Source organism: Novosphingobium sp. G106, from assembly GCF_019075875.1.
Classification (GTDB): Bacteria; Pseudomonadota; Alphaproteobacteria; order Sphingomonadales; family Sphingomonadaceae; genus Novosphingobium.
The window spans coordinates 4,535,524-4,562,452 of record NZ_JAHOOZ010000001.1 but is presented as its reverse complement, the minus strand read 5'-3'; the positions used below and the strand labels follow the sequence as shown (position 1 = coordinate 4,562,452).

Genomic DNA, 26,929 nt, shown 5'->3' with positions numbered 1-26,929 from the left:
TCGAATGGGTCGCGCCATCAATCAGCGCCGCACTTCGCGGCCTCCCGTTACCATGCCTGCCGTCTGCCGCACCGATACCGGCCGGCAAGGCGATGTCACGATCGTCGATCTGACCGCCGAGGGCTGCCGCATCTTCACCAAGGCCCTGTCGCTCGGCGAAGGGCTGAAGCTGCGCATCCGCCCGCAGAATTTCGAAAGCCTGCCCGGCGTGGTCCGCTGGTCGCGCGGCGGCTTTGCGGGGATCGAGTTCGACAAGCCGCTCTACGGCCCCGTCGCCGAACACCTGCAAAGAGCGTTCAACCGCGGATCGTAGGTAAGCCGGCCCGAATCCGATTGCACCCACTCGCGGGGATTGATAGGGGCGCATTCCCGCGATCGAGGCCCGATGGCGGAGTGGTTACGTAGCGGACTGCAAATCCGCGCACGCCGGTTCGATTCCGGCTCGGGCCTCCAGCGGAACAGAGACCGGCCGGCAGCTTGCGCCGCCGGCCGTTTCCTTCCTTACATCATCAAGCGATCAACTGTCAGCGGTAGCTGCCGGCGAAAGCGATCTCGGCGACCGGCTTGCGCGGGCTGGGCACTTCGCCGCCACGCAGGCCTTCGGGGAGGCGCTCGGGGGCATCGCGCCGGCCGATCGCCACTGCCGCTTCGAGGCGGATGTCATCGGGCAGGCCGAGCTCGGCGCGGGCCTTGTCGAATTCCAGGCCGGTCATGCCGTGGGCGTGGTAGCCGAGCAGCGTCGCCTGAAGCGCCATCTGCGCCCAGGCTGCGCCGGCGTCGAAGCTGTGGCTGTAGAAGTCGCTATGCTCCTCGCCATCGCGCTTCTTGGTATCGGAGACGATGAACACCAGCGCCGCCGCGTCCTTGGCCCACATCTGGTTGAACGGGATCAGCAGCGACAGGAAACGCTCCCAGTTCTCATCACCGCGGCGGGCATAGAGGAATTTCCACGGCTGGTAGTTGAAAGCCGAAGGCGCGAGGCCGGCGGCGGCAAAGATCGCTTCGAGGTCTTCATCGGAGATCGCGCTCTCGTCGAAAGCACGAGGCGACCAGCGGTCGAGAAAGAGCTGGTGGACCTTGGGATGGGCGGTGCGGGTGGTCATGGCGGAGTTCCTTTGAAGAAAAGAGGGAGTGGCCCCTCCCCGGCGGGGGAGGGTCTGGGGAGGGGCCCGGGGGGAGGATCAGGCGGCGTCGACGAGGACGATCTCGCTATCCTCGATGGCAGTCAGAGTGATGCTGTCGAGACCCGTCACGGCGACGCCGTCGCGGGCATTGGCTTCCTTGTCGCCGACCGTGATGCGGCCGGTGGCGGGGACGAGGTAGGTGTGGCGGTCGGGCGTCAGCGGGTAGGTCACGCTGTCGCCGGCCTTGATCGTCGCGCCGACGACACGGGCATTGCTGCGGATCGGCAGCGCGCCCTCGTCACCCTCGATGCCCGAGGCCAACGTCACGAAACGGCCGGAACGGTCGCCCTTGGGGAAGGGTTGCGCGCCCCAGCTGGGCTCGCCGCCGCGCCCGTCGGGCAGGATCCAGATCTGGAACAGCGTCGTTTCCTCGTCCTCGAGGTTATATTCGGCGTGCTGGATGCCGCTGCCGGCGCTCATCACCTGGACGTCGCCCGCTTCGGTGCGGCCTTCGTTGCCGAGGCTGTCCTTGTGGGTGATCGCACCCTTGCGGACATAGGTGATGATTTCCATGTCGCGATGCGGGTGGGCCGGGAAGCCCGTCTTCGGCGCGATCGTATCGTCGTTCCAGACGCGCAGGCGGCCCCAGTTGGTGCGGCCCGGCTCGTGGTAGTCGCCGAAGGAGAAGTGGTGGTGAGCATCGAGCCATCCGTGGTTGGCGGCGCCGAGGCTGTTGAAGGGGCGGACTTCGATCATCTGTTGTCTCCGTCTGTAGGAGTGAACGTGTTGAAGCCGAGATAGGCCTTGCGACCCTGCGAAGGAATTGGGATAAAACACGCCATTATGTTCGAGAAAGTCGAATAGTATGGACGTCGCCCAGCCGAGCATCGACCAGCTCCGCATCTTCCTGACCGTCGCCGAGGAAGGCAGCTTCAACCGTGCGGCGCAGCGGCTCGGCCGGGCAATCTCGGTGGTAAGCTACGCGATCTCCAACCTGGAAACGCAGCTTGGCGTCGCGCTGTTCGCGCGCGAGGGTTCGCGCAAGCCCCAGCTCACCGACGCCGGGAAAGCCTTGCTGGCCGAGGCGCGTGCCGTCGCCGACGATGTCGATGCGCTGATCGCCAAGGTGCGCAGCCTACAGCAGGGCCTCGAATCCGAGCTGTCTCTGGCGGTCGATGTTATGGTTCCCGGCGATGCCCTCGCCCGCATCCTGCGCGAATTCCAGCGCATGTTCCCCTCGGTGCCGCTGCGGCTCCATGTCGAGGCGCTCGGCGCGGTGGCGGCGCTGGTGATCGATGGCCAAGCCGACCTCGCCATCGGCGGCCCGGTCGCGGCCGACTGCCCCGAAGTCGAACGCCAGGTGGTCGGCGCGGTCGAACTGATCCCGGTTGCCGCCCCATCGCATCCGCTGGCACAGATGCAGCCGATCCCGCCCGGCGAAGCGCGCCGGCACCTGCAACTCGTCCTGTCCGACCGCTCGCCGCTGACCGAAGGCCGCGACTTTTCTGTGACGAGCCCGCGCTCGTGGCGGCTCGCCGACCTCGGCGCCAAGCACGTCTTGCTTCGCGAGGGCCTCGGCTGGGGCAACATGCCGCGGCACATGATCGAGGAGGATCTGGCCAGGGGAACGCTGGTCCAATTGGCCGTGCCGGAAGGCCCACATTTCGAGTTCCAGTTAAGCGCGTTATGGCGTCGGGACCGAATTCCCGGACCAGCCGCATCCTGGATGATCTCGGCCTTCCAGGACGCGCTCTAGCGCCAGGCCCTCACGCTTCGGCGACAGTTCCTCCGCTCGTCGCGTGCCGCCCTCCCCCGGGCGCGGGGCGCTTGCAGCTTTCCCGCCCTCCCCCTTGGTGCGGGTCGGGGGCAAATACATTCGGTCGCGAGTTCCAACAGGCATGTCCTTGTTCAATCGGTTTTCCCTTTCCCCATGCGATCTTGCGATCGACCTGGGGACCGCCAACACTGTCGTTTACGTCAAGGACGAGGGCGTCATTCTCGCCGAGCCCTCGGTGGTCGCACTCCAGACCATCAATGGCATCGAACGCGTGCTCGCGGTCGGAGCCGACGCCAAGCTCATGCTCGGCAAGACGCCCGACAACATCAAGACCATCCGCCCGCTGCGCAATGGCGTCATTTCCGACCTCGAAGTGGCCGAGCAGATGATCAAGCACTTCATCCGCAAGGCGCAGGGCAATCGCGGCAAGATGCGCGGCGGGCCCGAAATCGTCATCTGCGTTCCCTCGGGCTCGACCCAGGTCGAACGCCGCGCGATCCGTGATGCCGCTTCCAATGCCGGCGCACGCAAGGTCTGGCTGATCGACGAGCCCATGGCCGCAGCGATCGGCGCCGACCTGCCCGTCACCCATCCGGTGGGCTCGATGGTGGTCGATATCGGCGGCGGCACGACCGAAGTCGGCGTGATCTCGATCGGTGGCATGACCTTGAGCACCTCGGTGCGTGTCGGCGGTGACAAGATGGACGACGCGATCTCCTCGCACGTCCGCCGCACGCACAACCTGATGATCGGCGAAGCCACGGCCGAGCGGGTGAAGAAGGAGATCGGCACTGCGCGGATCGAGAAGAGCAAGAAGGCCGTCAGCACCCAGATCAAGGGCCGCGACATCACCCGCGGCGTACCGCGCGAGATCACGCTCAGCCAAGCCGAAGTGCTCGATGCCCTCGCCGAGCCGCTCGGCCAGATCATCGAGATCGTCCGTACCGCACTCGAAAGCACCGCCCCCGAGATTGCCGCCGACATCATCGACGCGGGCATCATCATGACCGGCGGTGGCTCGCTACTGGCCGAAATCGATGCCGTGCTGGCCCGCGAAACGGGACTGCCCGTGCGCGTGGCCGAAAACCCGCTCGACTGCGTCGCGCTGGGCGCCGGTCGCGCGCTCGAGGACGCATCCTATCACTGCGTGCTGCACGCGACTTGACCCATAGCGCGAACAAACAATCACTATTGCGAATTTGGCGATTGTTATCGTTCGTCGGCACGTTAGCCTGTCCGCAAAAGCGCGGAGAGCAATGCCATGGATTCGAGCACCGAAATGACCGGCGGGCTGCGGCTCGAGGATGACTACTTCTTCGAGCAGCCGAGCGCCTGCGCCTGGGAGCGCGAGGGCACCTCGTTCTGGATTTTCGACGACGAAGGACGCTTCGGCATCCCGCGCAACGGCGTCGAGGCCGAGCCGGTGAGCTGGGAAAACCGCCGCTACCAGGCCAATTTCGCGTTCGCCGACGGCCGCGTGCTCTCGGACATGGGTGCGGGCGCGATGCACCCGGTGCGTGACGGGAATGGCCAACCCGCGGTGCTCGGCGCAGGTCCCCTCACCTTCCGCTGCCTCGAACCCTTCCGCCGCTGGCAGGTGGGCTTCGATGGCGAGGTCAGCGACACCCACATCGGCAACCAGCTCGCCGGGCAGACGCAAGGCTTTCCCCCGTATCCCGCTGCGCTATGAGATCGAGCTGGAGATGGTGGTCCCCGCCTATATCCAGGATAATTCGCCCGAAGCCTTCTTCAAGCGCGGCAAGGGCGAGCAGCGCGACGGACTTTCGGTGGGCCTCGGCTGGCGCATCGAGCAGCTGTTCAAGGGCAAGGGCTGGTTCGACGTCGACGGCCAGCGGCGTGATTTCAGCGCCAGCGGCATGCGGGTGAAGCGCCGCTCGGTGCGCACTGATGGACTGTTCCTGCGCGGCCACTGCTGGCAGACCGCGGTCTTCCCCGATGGCCGCGCCTTCGGCTACCTTGCCTATCCGCCGCACGACGACGGCTTCGAGCCGTGGAACGAGGGCTTCATCTGGCAGGACGGCCAGATGTACCCCGCCAAGGCGAAGGCGATGCCCTGGCTCCGCCAATTCGGTGCCTCGGGCGACGACGTTTCGGTTGAGCTCCATTCCGAGCTCGGCGTGACGCGGATCGAAGGCTTGACGACGCTCGCCACCTGCCGCGTCAGCAGCAAGGAGATGTGGGGCCTGGATCTCCAGCAGAGCGGCGTGCGTTACACCTGGGACGGCCAAACCGCCTATGGCATGATCGAACGGTCGGCCCGGCCCGAGCAGACTACGATAATCGCCTGACACCGCACTATGCCGCTGTCGTTTCCTCGTGCTAAGGGCGGCCCTGCCGGTCCCGACCTGTGCGATCGGCGGCAATCGATGATCAAGGAAACCGAGTAAGAATTGATGGCAGGATACAAGGAACCGGGCTTTCAGGACCGGACGGCGGCAGCCGCCGCAGCGCGGGCAAAGGCCCTCGCAAAACTGCAGGCAAAGCCGGCGGTCGACCCCGAACTAGAGGCCCAGCGCGCCGCCAAGGCGGCCGAACGCGAAGCTGCACTGGCCGAAAAACGCAAGGCCATGCAGGCCGAGCGCGAAGCCAGGGCGGCCGCCAAGTTGGCCAAGGCCGAAGCGGAGGCCGCCAAGGTAGCCGAGGTCAAGCCCGAGCTGACCGAGGCCGAACGCAAGGCCGCCCGCGACGCGCGCTATGCCGCGCGCAAGGCCCGCAAGAGATAACGGCTCTGCCGGGGGAACGCATCATGATCGCAGCTGAACTGGTTGGCACCGCCCAGGTGCCCGACGGCGTCGAGCTGCGGCTGATGCGCCGCGGCGACGAATACACCATCCTGCTCGAACGCAACGAGCTGATGAACACGCGCGTGAGCAATTCGGAGGAAGCGCTCGCGACGATGACCTCCGAGCGGCTCGGCCTCAGGACGGGTTCCGAATGGCTGATCGGCGGCTACGGCATGGGCTTCACGCTGCGCGCGGCGCTCAAGACCCTGACCGCCGATGCGACGCTGACCGTCGCCGAGATCGTCCCCGAGATCATCGAGTGGGCGCGCGGGCCGATGGAAGCGCTGACCGCCGGCTGCCTTGAAGATCCGCGCGTGGTGCTGGTCAACGACGATGTCGCCATGCTGATCGATTCGGCACGCGACGCCTACGACGCGATCCTGCTCGACGTCGACAACGGCCCCGACGGGCTCGTGCGTCGGGTCAACGACTGTCTCTATTCGAACAACGGCCTGCTCAACGCCAAGGACGCGCTGCGTGCCGGCGGCATTCTCGCGATCTGGTCGGCCGAGCCCGACGACAACTTCACCAAGCGACTGGAGAAGGCAGGCTTCGCAGTGGACGAGGTCCGCGTCCGCTCGCGTCCCAACGGCAAGGGTGCGCAGCATGTCATCTGGTTCGCCCGGAAAGCGGCAGCGCCCGCCAAGGCCGCAGCCTAGCCCGCTAGAGGGGCGCTCTCGAAGAAGTGCCTGGCCGACCTCGCAGGGATGCGATCCCGCGCTTGGATCCATCTCGGCCAACTATCATTGGCGAATTAATGATCGAAATTGCGAATTTTTATGACATAGTCTGTGTCACAGGCGCGATAGCTAGCGCCGCATGGGAGATGTTAAGGTGACGGCAAAATCCAGCGCACTGACCAGCGACGATCCGCGCTACAAGGAAATGTTCAACGTCGAGAAGGAGATCGAACACTCCGGCGGCGTCATGATCCCCGATCCCTATCCCGATTTCGCCCGCCTGCGATCGCAGGGATCGGTTTTCGCCGGCAGTCTGATGATGGAATTGACTGGCCGGCCCGATCACACCTCTCCCCAACGCAAGCACTTTACCGCGCTGTCGTTCAACGCCTGCAGCAAAGCCCTGGTCGAAGCCGACAAGTTCTCCTCGGCGCATTACCAGGAGCAAGACAGCGTCATGAAGAACATCGGGCACACCGTGCTGACGATGATCGGCAACGAGCATGCCCGCTATCGCGCCGCGGTGCAGCCGATGATGACGCGCGACCAGGCGATGGGCTGGTGGACCGAGATGTGGATCGAGCCTTTCGTGCAGATCCTGCTCGACGGCATCGAAGGCCAGGGCGCGGTCGATCTCGTCCCGCAGCTTTGCGGCCGCCTGCCGATGCACACGGTGACCGCCGCCTATGGCCTGGATTCGAACGAAGCCCTGGAGTTTCGCGATAGTCTGCTAACCTCGATGGCCCCCGTGCTGCCCGAAGCAGCGCGCGCAGTGGCCCACGAGAAGGTGCGGCAGGTGCTGCTGGGGGCGATCGCCGAACGGCGGGCCGAGCGGCGCGACGACCTGATCTCGCGCATGATCGACGCGCCCTTCACCGATGCGGCAGGCCAGGCCTCGCATCTCGACGACGAGGCCATCCTTTCGTTCTCCCGCCTGCTGCTCCTCGCGGGCGGCGGCACGACCTTCCGCCAGCTCGGCATCACGCTGTTCGCGCTGCTCAGCAACCGCGACCAGCTCGAAGCGCTGCGCGCCGACCGCTCGCTTATGCCGCAGGCGATCGAGGAGTCGGTTCGCTGGAACTGCACGGACCCGCTGTTCTATCGCATGGCGATGAGCGACACCGTGCTCGACGGGCACGAGATCCCCGAAGGCGCGATCATCGACTGCTGCCTCGGCGCGGCCAACCGCGATCCGGATCGGTGGGAGCGGCCCGACGACTACGACCTGCACCGGCCGGCCAAACGGCACGTCGGCTTCGCTGCCGGCCCGCACACCTGCCTCGGCCGTTTCGTCGCCGCGGCGGAAATGACCGCGGCAATCAACGCGCTGCTCGATCGTTTTCCGAAAATGCGCCTCGACGACAGCGGCGAGTCGACCAGCATCATCGGCGGCCTGGTCGCGCGCGGCGTCAATCACCTGCGCGTGCGGTTGAACTGAAAAAGGGAGGGCCTGTCGCCGCCGGCTTTCGGTGCCGGATCTACCGGTACCCAGGGAGGGTAGGCGGCGACAGTAATTCCTATACGCTCCGGGCTCAGGGTTAGTTCCCGCCTAACGAAAAAAATCGCTTGTAGCCGGGCTGTCCTCGTCCAGAACCGACCTGACCTTCCGCGCCAGTTCGCTCTTGGTGTAGGGCTTGGGCAGCAGCGCCGCGCCGTCGAGCAGGCGTCCGCCCTTGGTCAGCGTGTCCGGCGCATAGCCAGAGGTGTAGAGAATGCGAATCTGCGGCCAGCGTCTGGCGGCCAGCTGACCGAGCTCCAGCCCGCCCATGCCGCCCGGCATGACCACGTCGGTCAGCAGCAGGTCGATGTCGTCGCGCCGTTCCAGAATCGCCAGTGCGTCGGCGGCGCTGCTGGCAACGGTCACCAGGTAGCCCAGGCTCTTGAGCTTGCCGTGGAGATGATCGCGAACGAGCGGGTGGTCCTCGACCAGCAGTACGTTCTCCTGACCGTAGCGCATGGCCTGCGCCTCAATGTCCGGCCGGACGACCGCCATCTCGTGCTGGGGAGCAACCGGCAGGTAGAGCTGGAATTTCGCACCCTTGCCCGGCTTCGACGTCACCTTGATGTGGCCGTTGGACTGATTGACGAAGCCATGGACCATCGAAAGCCCGAGACCAGTGCCGCTGCCGATATCCTTGGTCGTGAAGAAGGGATCGAATATCCGCTGGATGATCTCGGGCGCGATGCCCAGGCCGGTGTCGCTGACCGTGATCATGACGTAGTTACCGGCCCGCACGTCGGGGTTACGCTTGGCGTAGGTTTCGCTGAGCGTGGCATTCGAGGTCTCGATCAGCAGCCGGCCGCCTTGCGGCATCGCGTCGCGCGCATTCAGGCAAAGATTGAGAATGGCCGTTTCGGTTTGCAGCGGATCGGCGAAGGCGCGGCGCAGATCGCGCGAGGTGCGGATGGAAAATTCGAGGTCCGAGCCCAGCGTCCGCATGATCAATGGCGCGGCTGCGGTGATCCGCTCGTTGAGGTCGAAGGCTTGCGGCGTCAGAGTCTGGCGCCGGGCGAAGGCGAGAAGCTGGCGGGTGAGCTCGGCGCATTTCTCGCCGGCCTCCAGAGCCATTTCCATGTGCTGCTCGAGCAGCGGATCGTCGAGTTCGAGCGACACCGCCTCGCAGCTGCCTAGCACGACGGTCAGCAGATTGTTGAAGTCGTGGGCGACGCCGCCAGTCAGCTGGCCGATCGCCTCCATGCGCTGGGCCTGGTGGAAGCGGGCTTCCATCGCGTTGTACTCGGACATGTCGCGGCCGACACAATGGGCGATCTGCTCGTCCTCGAGCCAGGTCGCGGCCCAGGACATCGGCATGATTGAGCCATCGGGCAGCGCGTGATTGGTGCGTATGGTTCGTTTCGCCAGCGTGGTAGGGGTAATGTCGTAGAACTGGACCGCCAGTTCCCGCTCCTCCGGAACGATCACCTCGAAGAAGGGCCGCCCGAGCAGGGCCTCACGTGAAATTCCCCAGAGCTCTTCGCAATTCTCGCTGATTTCGAGAAACCGCCCCTCGGCGTCGAGCGTACAGATGATGTCGGTCGAAGTCTCGATGATGCTGCGCAGCCGTTCGCGGGCGCGAACGGCGCTGGCTTCGGACCGCTTGGCGGCCTGCTCGCTCTGTTCGAGCCGAATCGCGCGCTGCTCGGCCGCGGACAAGGCCGCCGCCAGATCTTCGGTCAGGCGGATCTGGCGCGCGCGCGCGATGGCCAGCGGCAGACTGATTAGCTGACAGACGCAGAAGAACGTCGCCACATAGAGCGCCCCGCTGAACGAGGCGTAGCCTGCCCGGGTGAGGATGCTCTCGGCGCCGATCCGCTGATAGGTGAAGCCGGCGACAATCACGGTGAGCAGCAGGTTGGCCAATCCGGCGCCCTGCAGTCCGTAGAGCCAGGCGATCAACATCAGGACCGGCATGACTACGAAGACGCCGGGTATCGTCCAAGGACCGAACGTCAGGCACAGGATGACGATCTCGAGCGCGAGGAGCAGGAGCAACAGAGCGATGCCCCGGCTATCCAACCAATGGTTTTTCCAGCCCAGCCGCGAAGTCAGCGACAGCACCGGCACGCCGAGTGCCAGCATGGACAGGCAAGTCGTCAGGCACCCCAGAATGATCGGTTCCACGCCGGGCGCAAAGGACAGCCCGAGCGCTTCCGCCGAGCCCGCCAGCACTATGACCATGGCGACCGCGACGAGGCAGCTGACGGCAGCCAGAGCGAGAATGTTCCGCGAGGTCGTGAGATCGAGGTCGGGACCCCGCCGTCGGCGCAGGACATAGGCGGTCAGGGTGAACTGCAGGGCACTGCTGATTGTCCAGAGGGCGATTTCGCCCCAGCTCGCACCGTAAAGCACTGCCGCGGCGACGATGCCGAGCATGCTCGCCGCGATCAGCCCGGGCCAACGCCTTTCAGGCGTGCGCAGCAAGGCGGCGAAGGCGAGACCGTTGGTGTACCAGATCTGTATGTTGCCATAGGCGTCGCGCGGAAGAGCGAGGCAGAACGCGGACACAAGGAACACGGCGAGCGCCAGCCCGGCGATCAACCCAAGACCGCGCCAGTCCATCCGCGAGGCCGCGGGATTTCCGATACGATCTTGCCGAATCACCCCGCCGACGGACCTCTCAAAACCGCGCGTGCTTGCTATGGTGTGAGGAGCGGCGCCCCTCAAGACCCAGAGGGCGACAAACATTTAGCATTTGAGCCCACTCAAGCCCCGAAGGCCTAGCGGTGAATGCGGCCAACCGGCTCGCAGCGCTACATCAGCGATCGTGACGTGGAAACTGTATCCGGCGACGCGGGTTCCCAGCCGCTCAGCCGCAGATCGAAGGGTGCGCTTTGGGCGCTCAGCTGCTGGTATTCGCGCTTGAGCTTGGCATATTCTTCGAGCGGCACCCAGTATCGCGGATCGCCCATGCCGCCGCCGACTTCGCCGAGCGCGGTCTCGCACAGGCTTTCGAGCAGGCCCGCAAGCCTGCCGAACTGGCGGACGTTCATCGTCACGTTGGCATCGGCGGCGGCATTGGCCACCGCGGATTTCATCTTCACCGCTTCCGAGAAACCGGCCGAGATGATCTCGTGCTTGCTTGCGTACATCGAAAGAACCTCCGCCCGCTTTATTAGCTAACTATGGTTAACCAGTTCTTAGCGCGGCCAAGACGTCAGCCCCGGCCCGAGCTATCGAAGTGCCTGAAACAGGCAGGCTGTAACGCTTTCCTTAGCATCCTATCGGGTATTGACGAGGGTGCTCCTTCCCGTCGCCTTAACCCTTTTCGTGCAGGAATAGGTCCATCCAATCCGGTTCGATTCCGACAGGACTCCCATGCTCGAAACCCAGGCACGCCGCGGCGCTATCGGCCTCATCGCGCTCATCTCCGTGGCGATCGTCATCGCTGCACTTGTGGTCGGCCAGATCCGTTTCGGCGGGCCGCTCCAACATGAAAGCGCGCTACAGGACGAACTGCTGGCGGATGTTCTGCCGCCGCCGTTGTTCGTCGTCGAACCCTTCATGCTGACAGAGGCGGTCAAGGACAGCGGTGGTACCAACGCCGATGCGCTCAGGCGCCTCCAGGCTGCACGCGACGACTTCCTCTCGCGCAAGGCCTATTGGGCCCAGGCGACGGTGCCCGAGGAACTGCGGCCGCAGATCGATGCGACGATCAAGTCTGCCGATCGGTTCTGGAACGCGATCGACACCCACTTCATGCCCGCCGCCCGCCGGCACGATACCGACACGATGGCCGCGGTTCGAGACGGGGAACTCACCCAGATCTACAGTACCCAGCGCGCCGAGACCCAACGGCTCGTCGAGATGTCGAACAAGTACCGCGCCGAGATGCAAGCCCGCAGCAGCTGGATCGTCGAAATGGCGCTGGCCGCGGCCCTGGCCCTGGCGCTGCTGATCCTGGCGGCGATCTATTTCGCCGGCCGGTTCATCCGTCGCCGCGTCGTCGCTCCGCTGGGCCAGACCGCCCAGATGATGCAGCTCATGGCCGGCGGCGACTATAGCCGCACGCCCGAAGGTCTCGGCCGGCGCGACGAGATCGGCATGATGGCTAACGCGATCGAGGTGTTCCGCGACGCCGGCATCAAGCAGCGCGAAAGCGCCGCGAAGCAGGACGCGGTGGTGGCCGGTCTGTCGTCAGCGCTGGCCAGGCTTGCCGACGGCGATCTGACCCATCGCATGAACCAGCAGCTGGCACCCGAATACGAGCCTCTGCGGCAAGCCTACAACCGCACCGTCGCCGAGCTGGCGCAGGTGATGCAACAGGTCACCCGCTCTGCGAACAGCGTCTCGTCGGGCGCATCCGAAATCCGCTCGGCTTCGGACGACCTCGCCCGCCGCAACGAGCACCAGGCCGCCAGCCTCGAAGAGACGGCGGCGGCGATGAACCAGGTCACCTCAGGCGCCAGCGAAGCCGCCACCAAGACCCGCGAGATTCGCACTTCGATCGCCCAGGCCAACAGCCAGGCGCATGACGGCGAGACCGTCGTCGGGCGCACGGTCGCGGCGATGGCGGAGATCGAGAAGTCCGCGGAGCAGATTACCCAGATCGTCGACGTCATCGACGCCATTGCCTTCCAGACCAACCTCCTGGCGCTCAATGCCGGCGTCGAAGCCGCGCGTGCGGGCGAATCGGGCAAGGGCTTCGCGGTCGTCGCCAACGAGGTCCGCGCGCTTGCCCAGCGCAGCGCCAACGCCGCGAACGACATCAAGGCGCTGATCTCGAACAGTACCGAGCACGTCGGCGCGGGCGCGAAGCTGGTTTCGGAGACCGGCGAACTGCTCGGCCAGATCGCGGGCCGCGTCGGCCGGATCGACCGGATGTTCGACGAGATCGCCTCGACCACCGATGCCCAGGCCTCGCACCTGCAGCAGGTCAACGCCTCGGTCAGCGACATGGACCGCATGACCCAGCAGAACGCGGCGATGGTCGAGGAATCGACCGCGGCTGCGCGAAGCCTGGCCGACGAGGCCGGCCAGCTTGCCGAGCTGGTAACGCAGTTCAAGACCGGCGAGGCCAAGGTCGTGCCGATGCCCAGGGCCGCCAAAGCGCCGGCTTCCGCCGTGATCGGCAACGTCGCACTCGATACCGGCGCTTCGTCCGGAGATTGGGACGCGTTCTAAAGTCAGGTTGAAAAAGATCGGCATCCTCCCGCTCGTTGGACGCGGGAGGATGCCGACTCCGTTCAGGGACCGACCGGTAGGGGGCTGGTCAGCCCTGCGGAATTTGCCAGCGAATGCGGCTGCTGTAAGTCCCGACGGTGCGATTGCCGCTGCTGTCGGTCGCCGGCTCGAAGCGCGCGCGACGCGAGACGTTGTCGCAGGTCGCCTTGTCGAGCCCGGGGAAGCCGCTGCTGGCGGTGACCGTGCATGATTGCACGTGCCCGTCCGCGCCGACTGTCAGCGCGAAACCCGTCACGCCCTGGTTGCCTTCGCGCAGGTCGCGCGATGGGTAGTCGTTGGGCGTCGCCCAGCTTCCCGGGGCGTTCTTCGGTTTGGGCGCACGCACCTCGAACACTGGGGGCTTGGGCAGCAATGGCGGTGGATCGTAGGTCTGCGTCGGAATTGGATCGGACGGTATCGAAACCGGCGGCAGGGGGCGATCCGTGCTTTCGCCCAAGGGCACCCTCGGTTGCGGCTGGTCGATCGGCTTCTTCTGGTCGATCGGAGGTTTGGGCGGCAGCGGCGGTGTCGGAATCGGGTCAAGATTGATCTGCTCTCCTTCGGTACGGGTCGGCGGCGGTCCGGGGCGCCAATGGACGGCGAGCCCGTTGATCAGCGCGACGATCACCGCGCCTTGAAGAACGGCCACGACGGTCATCGCCGCAATGCGCTGATTTCTTCCACTCCTTTGGTCTATATAGGCCATGGCACTCCCCTCTTATTACCGCCCCAGGGGGACAATACTGAGGCAGCGTGGTTGAGGCCTTCAATTTACCAAGATACTTTCATTTGAAAACGTTTTTATACTAAGTAGTGCAAGTACAAAACTGCCAAGCACTTAATAAACATGTTTAGTATTTGCTAATATAGTTTAGCAACCGAAGATGACAGACCCGGCAGGACAGCCGCGCCGGCTTCAGCGCACCGCGGCGAGCGCCTTCTGCCGGCGGCGCTGCACCGAACTGCCCAGGCCGATCGCCTCACGGTATTTCGCCACGGTGCGCCGGGCGAGGTCGAAGCCCTTGGCGCGCAGCAGGTCGACCAGTGCGTCGTCGGACAGGATCCCCTTGGCGTCCTCGGCGTCGATCAGCGAGCGGATCGCGGCCTTGACCGCCTCGGCCGAGACCGCGCCCTCGCCGTCCACCCCGGCGACGCCCGAAGTGAAGAAGTACTTGAGTTCAAAGATGCCGCGCTCGCACTGGAGATACTTGTTCGAAGTGACGCGGCTGACCGTCGATTCGTGCATGGCGATCGTCTCAGCCACCGCTCTCAAGGTCAGCGGCTTGAGCTGCGAGACGCCGTGGCGGAAGAAGCCGTCCTGCTGCCGGACGATTTCTGCCGCAACCTTGAGAATCGTTTTCTGCCGCTGGTCGAGCGCCTTGATCAGCCAGTTTGCGTCGGCCAACTTTTCCGAAAGCCAGCCCTTCGACGGCTTGTCGGCACAGGAGCCGCGCAGCTCGACATAGTAGGCGCGGTTGACGATCAGCCGCGGCAAGGTCGCCTGGTTGAGCGAAATGTCCCAGCCGCCGTCGGCGCGTGCGGTCAATAGGATATCGGGCGTCACCGCCGAGCCGGGCGTACCGCCGAACTTCAGGCCGGGCTTGGGATCGTAGCCGCGCAGTTCGTTCAGCATGTCGCTGAAGTCTTCGTCATCGACCCCGCAGATGCGCTTGAGCCGAGCGAATTCGCCGCGCGCGACGAGGTCGAGATTCTCGATGAGCCGCGCCATCGCCGGATCGTGGCGATCCGCCTCCTGCGCCTGCAGCGCGATGCATTCGCCGAGCGAGCGAGCGCCGACCCCAGTGGGATCGAGCGTATGCAGCAGCGCGAGCCCCGCCTCTGCCTCGGCCAGGGGCAGACCGAGATCCTCGGCTATGTCGCGCAGCGAGACCGGCAGATAGCCGGCCTCGTCGAGCTGGCCGATCAGGTAGCGCGTGATCGCGCCCAGGCGTTCGTTGGATGTGGCCGTGCCGATCTGCGCCTCGAGATGTTCGGCCAGCGTTTCGGCGCCCGCGGCGCGCTCCTCGATCGAGGGGCCCAGTTCGGCCGCGGCGAAGCGCAGGTCTCCGCCCCAATCGCCGCCTTCGCGACCGCCGTCGCTATCCCCGGTGTCACGATCGCGGTCGAGCGCGCTGGTATCGATGTCGAGCGGCCGGTCGTCCTCACCCCTGCCCTCGCCGATCAGCTGGTCGACCGGTGAGCTTTCGAGGCTGGTGCGACGTGCCTCCTCGGGAATGTCCACGGTCTCGCCGGGGGCGGCGGGCGCCGCCTCGGTGATGTCGAGCAGCGGATTGGCGTCGAGCGCCTCGCCGATGAAGGTCTCGATCTCGAGATTGGACAGCGCCAGCAGCTTGATAGCCTGCTGAAGCTGCGGCGTCATCACCAGCGACTGGGATTGGCGTAGATCTAGGCGGGGCCCCAAAGCCATCGATCAATCGCCGCGCGGCGCCCCCGTCAATGCCAGGACCTCACAGCGTGAAACCCTCGCCCAGATAGAGCCGGCGCACGTTCTCGTCCGCGACCAGCGCCTCGGGGCTGCCCGCGAAGAGCACTTGGCCGCCATAGATGATGCAGGCACGGTCGACGATGTCGAGCGTCTCGCGGACGTTGTGATCGGTGATCAGCACGCCGATGCCGCGGTTCCTGAGATCCTTCACAAGGTCACGGATATCGGCGATCGACAGTGGGTCGATGCCGGCGAACGGCTCGTCGAGCAGCATGATCGAGGGGTTCGCCGCGAGCGCGCGGGCGATCTCGCAGCGCCGCCGCTCACCGCCCGAAAGCGCCATGGCCTGGCTCGTGCGCAGCTTGGTCAGGCTGAACTCGTCGAGCAGCCGGTCGAGCTCCTGCGCGCGGAGGGCCTTGTCGGGCTCGACCAGTTCGAGCACGCAATTGATGTTCTGCTCGACCGTCATGCCGCGGAAGATCGAGGTTTCCTGCGGCAGGTAACCGAGGCCCAGGATCGCGCGGCGGTACATCGGCAGCTTGGTGATATCGACGCCGTCGAGCAGGATGCGGCCCGAATCGGGCTTCACCAGCCCCATCACCGAATAGAAGCAGGTGGTCTTGCCCGCGCCATTGGGGCCCAGCAGGCCGAGCACTTCGCCGCGGCCCACCGAAAGCGAGATGTCGGTCAGGACCGCGCGCTTGTCATAGGACTTGGCGATCGAGACGACCTCCAGCCCACCCTGCGGGATCGGCTGCGACGCGCTGATAACGGCGTGAGGAGCGTCCTCGGACGGGGCGATCTGCGTCATGTCGGTCATGCCTTGCGCGATGTAAGCGGCGCACCGAGGATGAGCAAGCGTCGTTTAGACAGTTTGGCAGGTTTTGTGCATGGCGAGCCGCCAGGCTGCCGCTCGCCGTGGTTAAGTTGCTTGATCCCCCCGCGATTCGGTGTTCTAGTGCCGGTTGGAGAGCGATGAGAGGATTCTGAATGGCGAAAGTCTGGCAGCGTGGTTGGCTCGCGCCACAGGCGGCAACCCGCCCCGTGGACGCCAAGGCTGTCGATTGGCGCCGCAAGATGAGCGACAACATCGCTTACGCGCTTCTCGTCTATACCGCTCTGCAGATCTTTGTGACCATGGGCGCGCTGAAGTCCGAAGGCGCTTCGTTGCTGCCTTACTTGGCGCTGGTCGTGCTGGTCGGCGCTATCATCCCCGCTTGCCGCCGCTTCGAACGTCGCTGGAACCGCCTCAGCGAGGACCAGGCTCACGATCCCGCGATGGCCGGCTATTTCCGCCGCGACCGGATCACGCTGTGGCTGCTGGCGATCGGCCTGCCTTTTGCGCTGACCGGCGTATTCAAGCTGCTCGCCTTCACCTTTGCTTGAATTGGCTTTCGCCTAAAAATCCCTCTTCTTTCCTGACATTGCCCTTCCTGCCAGCCGGGACTAGAGCCGCCCTGCGCGCTTCTTTCGCGCGCCTGTAGGAGTTTTGGGATGCTCAGCCTTGAAGCCGCACAGGAACGCGCGCTGGCGCTGCTCGAACGCGCGCGGCGTGCCGGTGCCGATGCCGGCGACGCGGTCTATTCGGCCGACGCTTCCGAAAGCATCCAGGTGCGGCTCGGCAAGCTCGAGGATGTCGAGCGCTCGGAAAGCGAGCACATCGGCCTGCGCGTATTCATCGGCACGCGTTCGGCCTCGATCGGTTCGAGCGACATGGGCGACGCCGCGCTCGACGAGCTCGCGGCGCGCGCGGTCGCCATGGCGCGCTCGGCGCCCGAGGATCCCTATGCCGGCCTCGCGCCCGCCGAGCTGCTGACCAAGGGGCCCTACCCCGCGCTCGACCTGGAAGACCCAGCCGAGCCGAGCCCTCGCCTGCTGCGCGAAATGGCCGAGGCGGCCGAGGACGCGGCGCGCGCCGTGCCCGGCGTGACCAATTCCGAAGGCGGCGGCGCCAGCTCGGGTCGCGGTCTGTTCGCGCTTGCCACCAGCCACGGCTTCTCGGGCTCCTATGCCACGACCAGCCATGGCCTCAGCGCCAGCGTCATCGCCGGCGAAGGCGCCGACATGCAGCGCGACTATGGCTGGCGCTCGGCTCGCCACGGCGCAGACCTGCCGACGCCGCTCGAGATCGGCCAGCTGGCCGGTTCACGCGCGGTAGCACGGCTCAATCCCGGCAAGCTCAAGAGCGGGACGATGCCCGTGGTGTTCGATCCACGTGTCGGCGGCACCTTGGTCAGCCACCTGATCGGTGCCATGGCCGGCTCCTCGATCGCGCGGCGCGCCAGCTTCCTGCTCGACCGGCTGGGCGAGCAGCTGCTCGACAGCGGCGTCTCCATCGTCGAGGATCCGCACCGCCCCCGCGGCCTTCGGTCGCGTCCGTTCGATGGCGAGGGCCTGGCGACCACTGCGCGCAACCTCGTCGAAGCCGGGCGGATCGCCGGCTGGCTGCTGGAAAGCGCCTCGGCCCGCCAGCTCGACATGCAGCCTACCGGCCACGCCTCGCGCGGGCACGGCGGCGCGCCGGGCGTGTCGGTGAGCAACTTGCACCTCGCCGCGGGCAGCGCGAGCCCCGAGGCGCTGATGGCCGACATCAAGGATGGGGTCTATATCACCGAACTGATCGGCCAAGGGGTCAACGGCGTGACCGGCGACTATAGCCGCGGCGCCTCGGGCTTCCGCATCGTCGACGGCCAGCGCGCCGGTCCGGTGGCAGAGTTCACCATCGCCGGCAATCTCATCGACATGTATGCGGCGCTGACGCCGGCCAATGACCTGGAGTGGTTCCGCCCGATCAACGTGCCCACGATCCGAATCGACGGGATGATCATCGCGGGGGGATTGAGGCCAACGCCGCGCTTGGCCTTCGACAAGCTCAGGCTGAGCGGGGCTTGGCTTCAAACAGCATCCGCTCATGCTGAACTTGTCGAAGCACAGGCGCTAGACGAGGGTTACTTGCCCTTGGCTTCCTTGGCGCGCTCGATCGCCTCGATCGTGACGCGGCGGGCATCTTCGGCACCGCCCCACTTGCCGATGCGCACCCACTTGGTCTTCTCGAGATCCTTGTAGTGCGTGAAGAAGTGCTCGATCTGCTCCATGACGATGCCGGGCAGGTCGTCCTTCTCGGCGACGTCGGAATAATAGGGGAAGGTCTTGTCGTCGGGCACGCAGACCAGCTTTTCGTCACCGCCGGCTTCGTCTTCCAGGTTTAGCACCGCGATCGGACGGGCGCGCACGACGCAGCCTGGGACGAAGGGCGAGCGCGCGATGACCAACGCGTCGAGCGGATCGCCATCGGGCGAGAGCGTATGCGGGATGAAGCCGTAGTTGGCCGGATAGCGCATCGGCGTGTGCAGGATCCGGTCGACGAACAGCGCGCCGGAGGCCTTGTCGAACTCGTATTTCACGGGTTCGCCGCCGACTGGCACTTCGATGATGACGTTCAGGCTCTCGGGCGGATTGTCGCCAACGGGGATCAGGTCGATACGCATGCCGCGCCCCTAGCCGTGACCATGCTGCGCCGCAACAGGAACCTGCGTCAGTCATGCAGGAGTTTTCTTGATCCTCGCGGATCAGCCACTTCCGCCCAGCACATTGATGGTGAAGGCGATTACGCCGATGTTGAAGATGAAGGCGGCGAAGCTGTGCAGCAGCGCCACCTGGCGGATCGCCGGCGCGCTGATTTCCACGTCCGAAGTCTGGAAGGTCATGCCCAGGGTGAAGGCGAAATAGGCGAAGTCCGAATAGGACGGTGTCTTGGTGCCGGGGAAGTCTATTCCAGCGCTGTCACCGCCGGTTTTGGGATCGTGCGAGTAGAACGCGTGGGCATAGTGCAAGGCATAGACCGAATTGGCGAAAAGCCAGATCAGCAGCAGCGTCGCGACCAGCTTGGCCGCCGACAGCAGGTCGCCCTTGTTGACGCGGTCGAGTTCGCCGCTGACCGCCACCATGACGACCAGCGTCAGCAGCGAGGTGATCACCAGCACCATCAGCCGATTTGCGTCGTTTTCCTCGGCATGAAGCCGCATGACCGCGGTGGTGCCGTGCTTGAGCAGAGGCACCAGCGAGATCAGGAAGCAGACCGCGGCGAGGTCGAACGCCAGCGCCACGGCGTCCTTCCAATCGCTGTTCCCCAGCAGCCAATGCGACACCAGATAGCCGCCGACCAGCACCACGAGGAAACCGATGAACCGCGCCGGCGCGAGCCGGTTGCCCACCGTAGGCCGACGCGCGGTCATTTCAGTGCCGTACTGCGACGCGGGGCAAGCAACTGGTCGAGCGGCGCAGTGCTCTTGCCCGCGCGTTCGAGCCACGGCCAGCGCAGGCCGCCATAGTAACCGACCGGCACGGTGAAGAACTTGTCGCCGCGCTTGATCAACAGCTCGATCGGCTTGCTCCCGCCCTTGGCCGCGGTGATCGCCTGCTGCAGCTTCTCGCCGTCATAGGCGCGGCCGTTCACCGCGACGATCTTGGCGCCGTTGACCACGCCCGCGTTGAACGCCGGGCTGTCCCAGCGCGTGCTGGTGACTGTGCCCTCGCGGTCGATCGTCACGCCAAGCGAGTGATAGAGACTGAGGTTCTTGGCATCGTCCATCCGCGCCTTGTCGAAAGGATTGGGCGCGTCGCGCCAGACCAGGCGATAGCCGGCGCGCTCGATGCCGGCGACCGGGGCGGGCTGGCCCGTGCCCTCGATGCGCGTGTGCAGGAATGTCGCCCAATCATAGGGATAGACCGCATTCAATGCCGCCACGACGTCAGCGAACTCGTAGGTCGCCGAGCTGTGGCCACCGCCGGCGTAGGAGAAGAACGAGCGCGCGAAGTCGTCGAGCCCCTTGCGCCCGCCGGTGCCGCTGCGGATCACCTGGTCGGCCTCCAGCCAGATCAGTGCGCCTTCGTTGTAGTAGTCCTCGCTGCGCGCCAGCGAGCCGTAGGGCTTGGGCTTGCGCGCCGCGAAGACCGGATCGAGCGTGGTATCCTCGACCGAGCGCCAGGCGCGTCCCGGCTGCTCGCTGTAACCGCCGGCCTGGGTCGCCAGCATGCCGAGCACCGTCTCCCTGGTCTGCAGGCCCGAGCGGGCGGCGAGGACGAAGCCCCAGAACTGCGTCTGGCCCTCGTAGACCCAGAGCAGGTCGTCCTGCATCGGCTGGCGGTAGTCGGGCGTCCAGAGCCGTGCCGGGCGGCGGTACTTGCCGTTCCAGCTGTGGGTGAATTCGTGCGGCAGGACGTTGCGGTCCCAGTCCATCCCCTCCCAGTCGATGAAGTTCTTCGGCTCCATCTGGTTCTCGCTCGAACGCAGGTGTTCGAGGCCGATGCCGCCCATCCGGTCGGTCAGTGCGAGGAGGAATTCGTAGTGGTCGAAAGCCGGCTTGCCGAACACCGCCAGCGCCTCGTCGACCAGCGACGAGAACTTGGCGAGGTTCTCGGGCGAGACGGCGAGCAGTTCGGGCTCGTCGGCCACCACGTTGAGCGTGACGTCGTGCCCCAGAGTCCACTTGCGGAAATTGACGCCGGCGAAGATTGGCGAATCGACCAGCGTCTCGTAGTCGGTCTCGGCCCAGGTGACTTTGTCGCCCGACGCCTGCGCGCCGTCGAGCGCCGTGGCCGCGGTCCAACCCTTAGGGAAAGTCACCGCCGGCTTGATGCGGATGCGGCGGACGTAATGCCCGGCGGGATAGAGGCTCATCTTCTCCCACTGGAGGTTGAGCATCTCGGGCGTCATCGTGATGCGCCCTTCCGAGGTCTGCAGCGGTGAGGTGTGGATGAATTTGGCGACCAGTTCGCGCGCGCCGACAGGAAGGTCGACATGGAAGGCATAGACCTCGACCGGATCGCGCTGCCAGGTCAGGGGCTTGCCGTCGGCGAAGAAGCGGACGTCGACCAGCTCGGCCAGCGGCCCGCGCGGGCCGTGGTTGCCGGGCAGCCATTGCGGGAACAGCAGCGTCAGCTTTTTGGCGCCGGGGGTAAGCGGGATCGACTCGGTGACGCGGTAGGCGCCGCGCTGCGTATCGCTGGCGTCGATGTCGAGCCGGATCGTCCCACCGGGGTAAGGCGCATCTACCGGATCGGGCACGCTCTGCGTGATCGGCGCGGCCATGGGAGCACCAGGGGGCGCGCTGGGTACCGTCCCTTGGGCGGCGGCGATAGTGGGCAGGAAAAGCGCGGTCGTCCGCGCTGCGGCAATTATTAGGCTCTTCATCGCGCGATCTTGGCGGCATCGGGGCGTTCGGGCAAGGAAGCCTGGCTCTTTTCCCCGAAGCGCAATGGGGCTAAGCGCGCCGCCATGGAAACACCGCAGGCCATCAGAGGCACCCAGGACATCTTCGGCGCCGAGGCGGAGGCTTTCGCGCGCGTCGTCGAAACTTTCGAGCGGGTGCGCAAGCTCTACCGCTTCCGTCGCGCCGAAATGCCGGTGTTCGAGAAGACCGCCGTGTTCAGCCGCTCGCTGGGCGAGACCACCGACGTGGTCTCGAAGGAGATGTATTCGTTCCTCGATCGGGGCGACGAATCGTTGACCCTGCGCCCCGAATTCACCGCTGGCATCGCCCGCGCCTACCTGACCAACGGCTGGCAGCAGCATGCGCCGCTCAAGCTGGCGACCCACGGCCCGCTGTTCCGCTACGAGCGCCCGCAGAAGGGCCGCTATCGCCAGTTCCACCAGCTTGATGCGGAAATCATCGGCGCGGCCGAACCGCAGTCGGACGTCGAACTGCTTGTGATGGCCGATCAGCTCCTCAAGGAACTGGGTATTTCGGATGGCGTGACGCTGCAGCTCAACACGCTGGGCGACGCGCCGAGCCGCGAGGCCTGGCGGCTGGCGCTGATCGATTACTTCCAGAGCCACCGTGCGGAGCTGAGCGAGGACAGCCAGGACCGGCTGGAACGCAACCCGCTGCGGATTCTGGATAGCAAGGACCCGCGCGACAAGCCGTTCACGGCCGATGCGCCGAAGATCGACGATTTCCTGTCGGGTGAAGCGCAGGACTTCTTCGGCAAGGTCTGCGCCGGGCTCGATGCCGCAGGCGTCGAATGGACGCGCGCGCCGGCGCTTGTCCGCGGCCTCGACTACTACCGCCACACCGCCTTCGAATTCGTCACCGACCGGCTGGGTGCGCAAGGCACCGTGCTCGGCGGCGGACGCTACGACGGGCTGATCGAGACACTCGGCGGCGCGCATACGCCGGCGGTGGGCTGGGCCGCGGGGATCGAGCGGCTAGCGATGCTGGTGGCGGATGCCGGGGCAGTCCCTGCCGACACACTGGATGTCATGATCGCACTCGAAAATGACGAGGCTTTCGCCTTCGCGATGGCCAAACTCGCAGAGCTGCGTCGCAAGGGCTTTACCGCCGACATTGTTGCCACCGGCTCGCCGAAGAAACGTTTCGACAAGGCTGCGAAGGCTGGAGCGACCCATCTCGCCAGCATCAACCTCATCGATGGCGATCTCCGCGTGAACCTGCGTGGCGCGAACGTCGATGAAAGCCAAACCCAGTCGATCCACGCGATCCTGGCGCCCGGGCTTTGATTTTGTACGCAGCCTTTCTTTCCGTCACCCCTGCAAAGGCAGGGGCCCAGCCGAGCTCTCGTCCTGACACGCAAGGCTCGTGGAGGCACCGTCTGTTGGGCCCCTGCCTTCGCAGGGGTGACGGGGGAGTGTGGAGCTGATGTCTGTTTCTGACGCACGCCTTGCCCAGATCGCATCGCGTTTCGCCGAGCTCGAGGCGCGGCTGGCTTCGGGCACGCTCGAAGGCGCTGAGTTTGTCGCCGCGAGCCGCGACTATGCCGAGCTGGAACCCGTCGCCCGCGCCGCGCGCGACGTCACCTCGATGCGCGAGGAACTGGCCAGCCTCTCGGCCCTCAACGAAACCGATGCCGAGATGCGCGCGCTGGCCGACGAGGAGATCACCAGCCTCAAGGCCGAACTCCCCGAGGCCGAACACAAGCTGTCGATCGCCATGCTACCGCGCGATTCGGCCGATTCGCGGCCCGCAATGCTCGAAATCCGCGCCGGCACCGGCGGCGACGAAGCGGCGCTGTTCGCCGCCGACCTCTACCGCATGTACGAGCGCTATGCCGCCGACCGCGGCTGGCGGGTCGAAATGGTCTCAGCCAATGCCAACGAGCTCGGTGGCTTCAAGGAAGTGGTCGCCAACATCGCCGGCAACGGCGTCTTCGCCAAATTGAAGTTCGAAAGCGGCGTGCACCGCGTCCAGCGCGTGCCCGTGACCGAGAGCGGGGGGCGTATCCACACCTCGGCGGCAACCGTCGCGGTGCTGCCCGAGCCCGACGAGGTCGACGTCCAGATCGATCCGGGCGACATCAAGATCGACATTTACCGCGCCAGCGGCGCCGGCGGCCAGCACGTCAACACCACCGATTCGGCAGTGCGGTTGACCCACCTGCCGACAGGGCTCGTCGTCATCCAGCAGGACCAGCGCAGCCAGCACAAGAACAAGGACAAGGCGATGCAGGTGCTGCGCACGCGGCTCTACGACCTGCGCCGCGCCGAAGTGCAGGGCGCCGAGGCCGAGGCGCGCAAGGCCATGGTCGGCTCGGGCGACCGCTCCGAACGCATCCGCACCTACAACTTCCCGCAGGGCCGGGTGACCGATCACCGCATCAACCTGACCTTGCATCGCCTGCCCGAGATCCTCGAAGGCCCCGGCCTCGCCGAACTGATCGACGCGCTGATTGCCGAGGACCAGGCCAAGCGGCTGGCGGCCCTGGGGGAATGAGGGCGGATTCGTGACGATCGCCCAGACGCTGCGTGAAGCTGCAGCGGCGCTCGAAGCCTCGTCCGACACCCCGCGCCTCGACGCCGAACTGCTGATGGCCGAGGCGCTGGGCGTTTCTCGCTCGGACCTGCTGCTGCGGCACATGGACAGCACAGCGCCCGACGGCTTCGCCGCTTTACTCGAAAGGCGGCAGAACCACGAACCGGTCGCCTATATCCTCGGGCATCAGGAGTTCTACGGCCACGATTTCCGCGTCACCGCCGATGTCCTGATCCCGCGTGGCGATAGCGAGGTGTTGGTCGAGGCCGCGCTGACCGCGCGCGCCGACGCCGTCCGCATACTCGATTGCGGCACCGGATCGGGCGCACTGCTGCTGGCGGTGCTGAGCGAATTGCCGGAGGCGGAAGGCATCGGCATCGACCGCTCTGTGGCGGCATTGGCGGTGGCGCAGGACAATGCCCTATGCCTCGATCTGTCCGACCGCGCGCAAATGGTGCAGGCCGACTGGCGTCAGCCCGGCTGGTCCGACCTGCTGGGCGGGTCGTTCGATCTGATCCTCGCCAACCCGCCCTATGTCGAAACCGATGCCGACCTTGCGCCCTCGGTTCGCACCCACGAGCCGCATGGCGCGCTTTTTGCCGGACCTGAGGGCCTCGACGACTACTGCATCCTCATCCCGCAATTGCCCAAGCTGCTGAACCCAGGCGGCATCGCGATTCTGGAGATCGGCCACACCCAGGCCGAAGCCGTCACCGCCATCGCGGCAGAGGCCGGCTTCGCTGCAAAACTCCACCGCGATCTCGGCGGCCGCCCCCGCGCGCTAGAACTTTCGCTTATGCCATAATTTTCACTTGGCATTTACCCGAACCGTGCTTATCTGGCGTTGTAACCAGCGGATGGATGCACGCTTCCCATTCGGCCGGTTTCACTCCAACATTTGCCTAGGCTCGCGGAAAATAAGCCGCTCGCCGGGCGCAGATGTCGGGACCACGGGTCCCTCTGCGGGTTTGTGGAAGATAGGCGTGCGAAATGCCGTCCGGACTTTTGTCCCGGCGGAGCCCAGGGGCTGCTGAGGAATATCACCCTTGAACAATAATCGTGGGAATAACCGCCGGCGCGGCCGGGGTAACAACAACAATCGCCAGCAGGGCGGCGGCCAGAACGTCAACCGGATCGACAGCCGGGCGCGCGGCAATGCGCCCCAGCTGCTCGAGAAATATCGCAAGCTGGCGCACGACGCGCACCTGAATGGCGACCGCGTGCAGGAGGAATATTACCTCCAGTTCGCCGATCACTATTTCCGCGTGCTCGCCGACCAGCGCCAACGCCAGGAAGAATCGCGCCAGCCCCGCACGGATCGCTGGCAGGAAGGCGGCGAAGGCGAGCGCGAGCGCGATGAGAGCGAATACGGCTCGGAATACGCCGCGGACGACTACACGGCCTACGACCAGCCGCATCGTCGCGAACGCGAGGATCGCCCGCAGCGCCAGGACGACCGTCCAGTGCAGAGCGGCCCGCGTGAACGGCCGGAGCGGAGCGACCGCCCGGAGCGCACCGAGCGCCAGCCCGAGCAGCGCCGCGATACCGCGAGCGACGACACCACCAGCGACGATAGCGGTTCGAGCGAAGCGGCCGAGCAGCGCTCGCCCTACGAGCCGCCCGAAAATCCCTTCGTCCGCGGCAGCCGCGGCCTCAAGCCGCGCCGCGAAGATCGCCGTCCTCGCCGTGAGAGCAACGACAGCGACAACGACGCGCCGCAGGGCTTCGATCCGTCGATCCTGCCACCGGCGATCTCTGCGGGACGCGAGGAAAGTGTCGAGGTTCCGGCCGAAGCGGCTCCCGAGCCGGAGGCTAAGCCGCGCCGCGCCCCGCGCGCCCGGCGGCCCAAACCGCCCGCCGGCGAGACGCTCGAAACGGTAGACTGATCACGAAGACCTCCCCGCCGCAAACGGGGAGGTTTTTCGTTAGAGGCTGCCAACTTCCACCCACCACTCGTTGCGGCGCAGCGCGCCGGGCACGATGGGAGCGTTATAGGCGGCGAATTCGGGTTCGCCGAGCGTCTGCAGGCCGCGTTTTTCAACCCAGGCGAGCAGTTCGTCGCGCTTGGCCGCGATCAGATCGCGGTCGGTGCCGCGCCCGTTGAACCGCACCGCTGCAAGAGTGCGCGGCGCCCGCTCGCCAAGCGTCACGCCGTTCGCCGCCTCTGGCAAAGTGGCGCGGCTCCAAGACCGCGGCATGACGAAGCGGATCGTCCAGGCGCCCGGCTTGTCGGCCGGCGACACGGTCACGGGTACCGTCATCGCGATCTTGCGCCCGGTTGCGCCCGTCATCCGCGAATCGTGCTTGTTCGAAATATAGTCGAACAGCGGCCGGAAGCCCTCGTCCATGGCATCGGCGATCGTTCCGTAACGCGTGACCTCGGCGGTCACGAGGCGCGCGTAGCGGCGCACGGTAAAGGCGCCATCGCGCTCGATCACCGTGTGCTCGGCTTCCTCCTGGCTGCGTTCCTTGAGGAAATAGAGCGCCAGCCCGCCGATCGCGAGACCGGCGGCGCCTAGCGCGATCTCGCCGGCGATGCGGCGCGGCGACTGGCGCCCGAGCAGCGCGCCGAACGATTGACGCGAATGCAGAGGCAGGGCGGCGGTGAAGGCCATGGCACGATCTCCCGGGAGTAATTCAACTGCCAGATCAATGCCCCGCACGACCGT

Annotated in this window: 25 protein-coding genes, 1 tRNA gene and 1 pseudogene; 16 read left to right on the top strand and 11 right to left on the bottom strand. The window is 65.9% G+C overall.

Going from position 1 to position 26,929, the window contains the following annotated elements; translation table 11 throughout:
• Positions 1-4: 4 nt before the first annotated feature.
• Positions 5-313: a PilZ domain-containing protein gene (locus KRR38_RS21905; protein WP_217405517.1), complete on the top strand. Its 309-nt coding sequence runs from the start codon at positions 5-7 to the stop codon at positions 311-313.
• 66 nt (positions 314-379) lie between these two features.
• Positions 380-453, top strand: a tRNA-Cys gene (locus KRR38_RS21900).
• A gap of 71 nt (positions 454-524) precedes the next feature.
• Here the strand turns inward: KRR38_RS21900 and KRR38_RS21895 are convergent.
• Together KRR38_RS21895 and KRR38_RS21890 are read right to left on the bottom strand one after the other, a co-directional pair.
• Complete coding sequence (locus tag KRR38_RS21895; protein WP_217405515.1) at positions 525-1,103, bottom strand: nitroreductase family protein; 579 nt, start codon at positions 1,101-1,103, stop codon at positions 525-527.
• A 78-nt stretch (positions 1,104-1,181) separates the two neighbouring features.
• Positions 1,182-1,880, bottom strand: coding sequence for a pirin family protein (locus KRR38_RS21890; RefSeq protein WP_217405512.1), 699 nt, complete (start codon positions 1,878-1,880; stop codon positions 1,182-1,184).
• 109 nt (positions 1,881-1,989) lie between these two features.
• Between KRR38_RS21890 and KRR38_RS21885 the strand changes: the two genes are divergently transcribed.
• The 7 genes from KRR38_RS21885 to KRR38_RS37470 all read left to right on the top strand — a co-directional run bounded on the left by KRR38_RS21885 (position 1,990) and on the right by KRR38_RS37470 (position 7,823).
• Positions 1,990-2,880 carry a LysR family transcriptional regulator gene (locus KRR38_RS21885; RefSeq protein WP_217405510.1) on the top strand — a complete coding sequence of 297 codons (891 nt, stop codon included), beginning with the start codon at positions 1,990-1,992 and terminating at the stop codon, positions 2,878-2,880.
• A 142-nt stretch (positions 2,881-3,022) separates the two neighbouring features.
• A complete protein-coding gene (locus KRR38_RS21880) occupies positions 3,023-4,066 on the top strand; it encodes a rod shape-determining protein (RefSeq protein WP_217405508.1) in 1,044 nt (347 codons plus the stop codon).
• Positions 4,067-4,162: 96 nt separating this feature from the next.
• Positions 4,163-4,591: a hypothetical protein gene (locus tag KRR38_RS21875; protein ID WP_217405505.1), complete on the top strand. Its 429-nt coding sequence runs from the start codon at positions 4,163-4,165 to the stop codon at positions 4,589-4,591.
• Positions 4,509-5,210 (top strand): hypothetical protein, encoded by a 702-nt coding sequence (locus KRR38_RS21870; protein WP_217405503.1) that lies wholly within the window; start codon positions 4,509-4,511, stop codon positions 5,208-5,210. Before KRR38_RS21875 ends, KRR38_RS21870 begins: the two co-directional genes overlap by 83 nt.
• Positions 5,211-5,315: 105 nt before the next feature.
• Positions 5,316-5,645: a DUF6481 family protein gene (locus KRR38_RS21865; RefSeq protein ID WP_217405501.1), complete on the top strand. Its 330-nt coding sequence runs from the start codon at positions 5,316-5,318 to the stop codon at positions 5,643-5,645.
• A 23-nt stretch (positions 5,646-5,668) separates the two neighbouring features.
• Entirely contained in the window at positions 5,669-6,364 is a 696-nt protein-coding gene (locus KRR38_RS21860; RefSeq protein ID WP_217405499.1) for a spermidine synthase, read from the top strand.
• Between the two features lie 175 nt (positions 6,365-6,539).
• Entirely contained in the window at positions 6,540-7,823 is a 1,284-nt protein-coding gene (locus KRR38_RS37470; RefSeq protein ID WP_217405496.1) for a cytochrome P450, read from the top strand.
• 111 nt (positions 7,824-7,934) lie between these two features.
• Here KRR38_RS37470 and KRR38_RS21850 read toward each other — a convergent pair whose 3' ends face one another.
• Together KRR38_RS21850 and KRR38_RS21845 are read right to left on the bottom strand one after the other, a co-directional pair.
• Positions 7,935-10,445, bottom strand: coding sequence for an ATP-binding protein (locus KRR38_RS21850; RefSeq protein WP_217405494.1), 2,511 nt, complete (start codon positions 10,443-10,445; stop codon positions 7,935-7,937).
• Positions 10,446-10,636: 191 nt separating this feature from the next.
• Positions 10,637-10,975: a hypothetical protein gene (locus tag KRR38_RS21845; RefSeq protein WP_217405492.1), complete on the bottom strand. Its 339-nt coding sequence runs from the start codon at positions 10,973-10,975 to the stop codon at positions 10,637-10,639.
• A 226-nt stretch (positions 10,976-11,201) separates the two neighbouring features.
• Here KRR38_RS21845 and KRR38_RS21840 point away from each other — a divergent pair, with 226 nt between their 5' ends.
• Positions 11,202-13,007 (top strand): methyl-accepting chemotaxis protein, encoded by a 1,806-nt coding sequence (locus KRR38_RS21840; RefSeq protein WP_217405490.1) that lies wholly within the window; start codon positions 11,202-11,204, stop codon positions 13,005-13,007.
• 88 nt (positions 13,008-13,095) lie between these two features.
• Here the strand turns inward: KRR38_RS21840 and KRR38_RS21835 are convergent, their stop codons facing one another.
• The 3 genes from KRR38_RS21835 to lptB all read right to left on the bottom strand — a co-directional run bounded on the left by KRR38_RS21835 (position 13,096) and on the right by lptB (position 16,303).
• On the bottom strand, positions 13,096-13,752 hold the full coding sequence (locus tag KRR38_RS21835) for an energy transducer TonB (RefSeq protein ID WP_217405488.1): 657 nt from the start codon (positions 13,750-13,752) through the stop codon (positions 13,096-13,098).
• Between the two features lie 210 nt (positions 13,753-13,962).
• A complete protein-coding gene (gene rpoN / locus KRR38_RS21830; protein WP_217405486.1) occupies positions 13,963-15,474 on the bottom strand; it encodes an RNA polymerase factor sigma-54 in 1,512 nt (503 codons plus the stop codon).
• 40 nt (positions 15,475-15,514) lie between these two features.
• A complete protein-coding gene (gene lptB / locus KRR38_RS21825; protein WP_375293467.1) occupies positions 15,515-16,303 on the bottom strand; it encodes an LPS export ABC transporter ATP-binding protein in 789 nt (262 codons plus the stop codon).
• Between the two features lie 179 nt (positions 16,304-16,482).
• On the opposite strand from lptB, the gene KRR38_RS21820 reads away from it, so the two are divergent.
• A complete protein-coding gene (locus KRR38_RS21820; protein WP_254514921.1) occupies positions 16,483-16,878 on the top strand; it encodes a hypothetical protein in 396 nt (131 codons plus the stop codon).
• A gap of 108 nt (positions 16,879-16,986) precedes the next feature.
• Positions 16,987-18,330 (top strand): annotated as a pseudogene (locus KRR38_RS21815) (TldD/PmbA family protein); the annotation flags it as partial.
• A gap of 110 nt (positions 18,331-18,440) precedes the next feature.
• On the opposite strand, the gene ppa reads toward KRR38_RS21815, so the two are convergent.
• The 3 genes from ppa to KRR38_RS21800 form a co-directional block, all read right to left on the bottom strand.
• Positions 18,441-18,980: an inorganic diphosphatase gene (gene ppa / locus KRR38_RS21810; RefSeq protein WP_217405479.1), complete on the bottom strand. Its 540-nt coding sequence runs from the start codon at positions 18,978-18,980 to the stop codon at positions 18,441-18,443.
• 81 nt (positions 18,981-19,061) lie between these two features.
• Positions 19,062-19,727, bottom strand: coding sequence for a DUF1345 domain-containing protein (locus tag KRR38_RS21805; RefSeq protein ID WP_217405476.1), 666 nt, complete (start codon positions 19,725-19,727; stop codon positions 19,062-19,064).
• Positions 19,724-21,685 (bottom strand): M61 family metallopeptidase, encoded by a 1,962-nt coding sequence (locus tag KRR38_RS21800; RefSeq protein WP_217405474.1) that lies wholly within the window; start codon positions 21,683-21,685, stop codon positions 19,724-19,726. The genes KRR38_RS21805 and KRR38_RS21800 overlap by 4 nt, the downstream gene beginning before the upstream one ends.
• Before the next feature lie 84 nt (positions 21,686-21,769).
• Between KRR38_RS21800 and hisS the strand changes: the two genes are divergently transcribed.
• From hisS to KRR38_RS21780, 4 genes are all read left to right on the top strand, one after another.
• Positions 21,770-23,011, top strand: a complete 1,242-nt coding sequence (hisS, locus tag KRR38_RS21795) for a histidine--tRNA ligase (RefSeq protein ID WP_217405472.1) — start codon at positions 21,770-21,772, stop codon at positions 23,009-23,011.
• A 139-nt stretch (positions 23,012-23,150) separates the two neighbouring features.
• Positions 23,151-24,221 carry a peptide chain release factor 1 gene (prfA, locus tag KRR38_RS21790; RefSeq protein ID WP_217405470.1) on the top strand — a complete coding sequence of 357 codons (1,071 nt, stop codon included), beginning with the start codon at positions 23,151-23,153 and terminating at the stop codon, positions 24,219-24,221.
• 10 nt (positions 24,222-24,231) lie between these two features.
• A complete protein-coding gene (prmC, locus tag KRR38_RS21785) occupies positions 24,232-25,065 on the top strand; it encodes a peptide chain release factor N(5)-glutamine methyltransferase (protein WP_217405468.1) in 834 nt (277 codons plus the stop codon).
• Positions 25,066-25,306: 241 nt separating this feature from the next.
• Positions 25,307-26,146 carry a DUF4167 domain-containing protein gene (locus tag KRR38_RS21780; protein ID WP_217405466.1) on the top strand — a complete coding sequence of 280 codons (840 nt, stop codon included), beginning with the start codon at positions 25,307-25,309 and terminating at the stop codon, positions 26,144-26,146.
• Positions 26,147-26,185: 39 nt separating this feature from the next.
• Here the strand turns inward: KRR38_RS21780 and KRR38_RS21775 are convergent, their stop codons facing one another.
• Positions 26,186-26,875, bottom strand: coding sequence for a heme-binding protein (locus KRR38_RS21775; RefSeq protein ID WP_217405464.1), 690 nt, complete (start codon positions 26,873-26,875; stop codon positions 26,186-26,188).
• Positions 26,876-26,929: the final 54 nt, after the last annotated feature.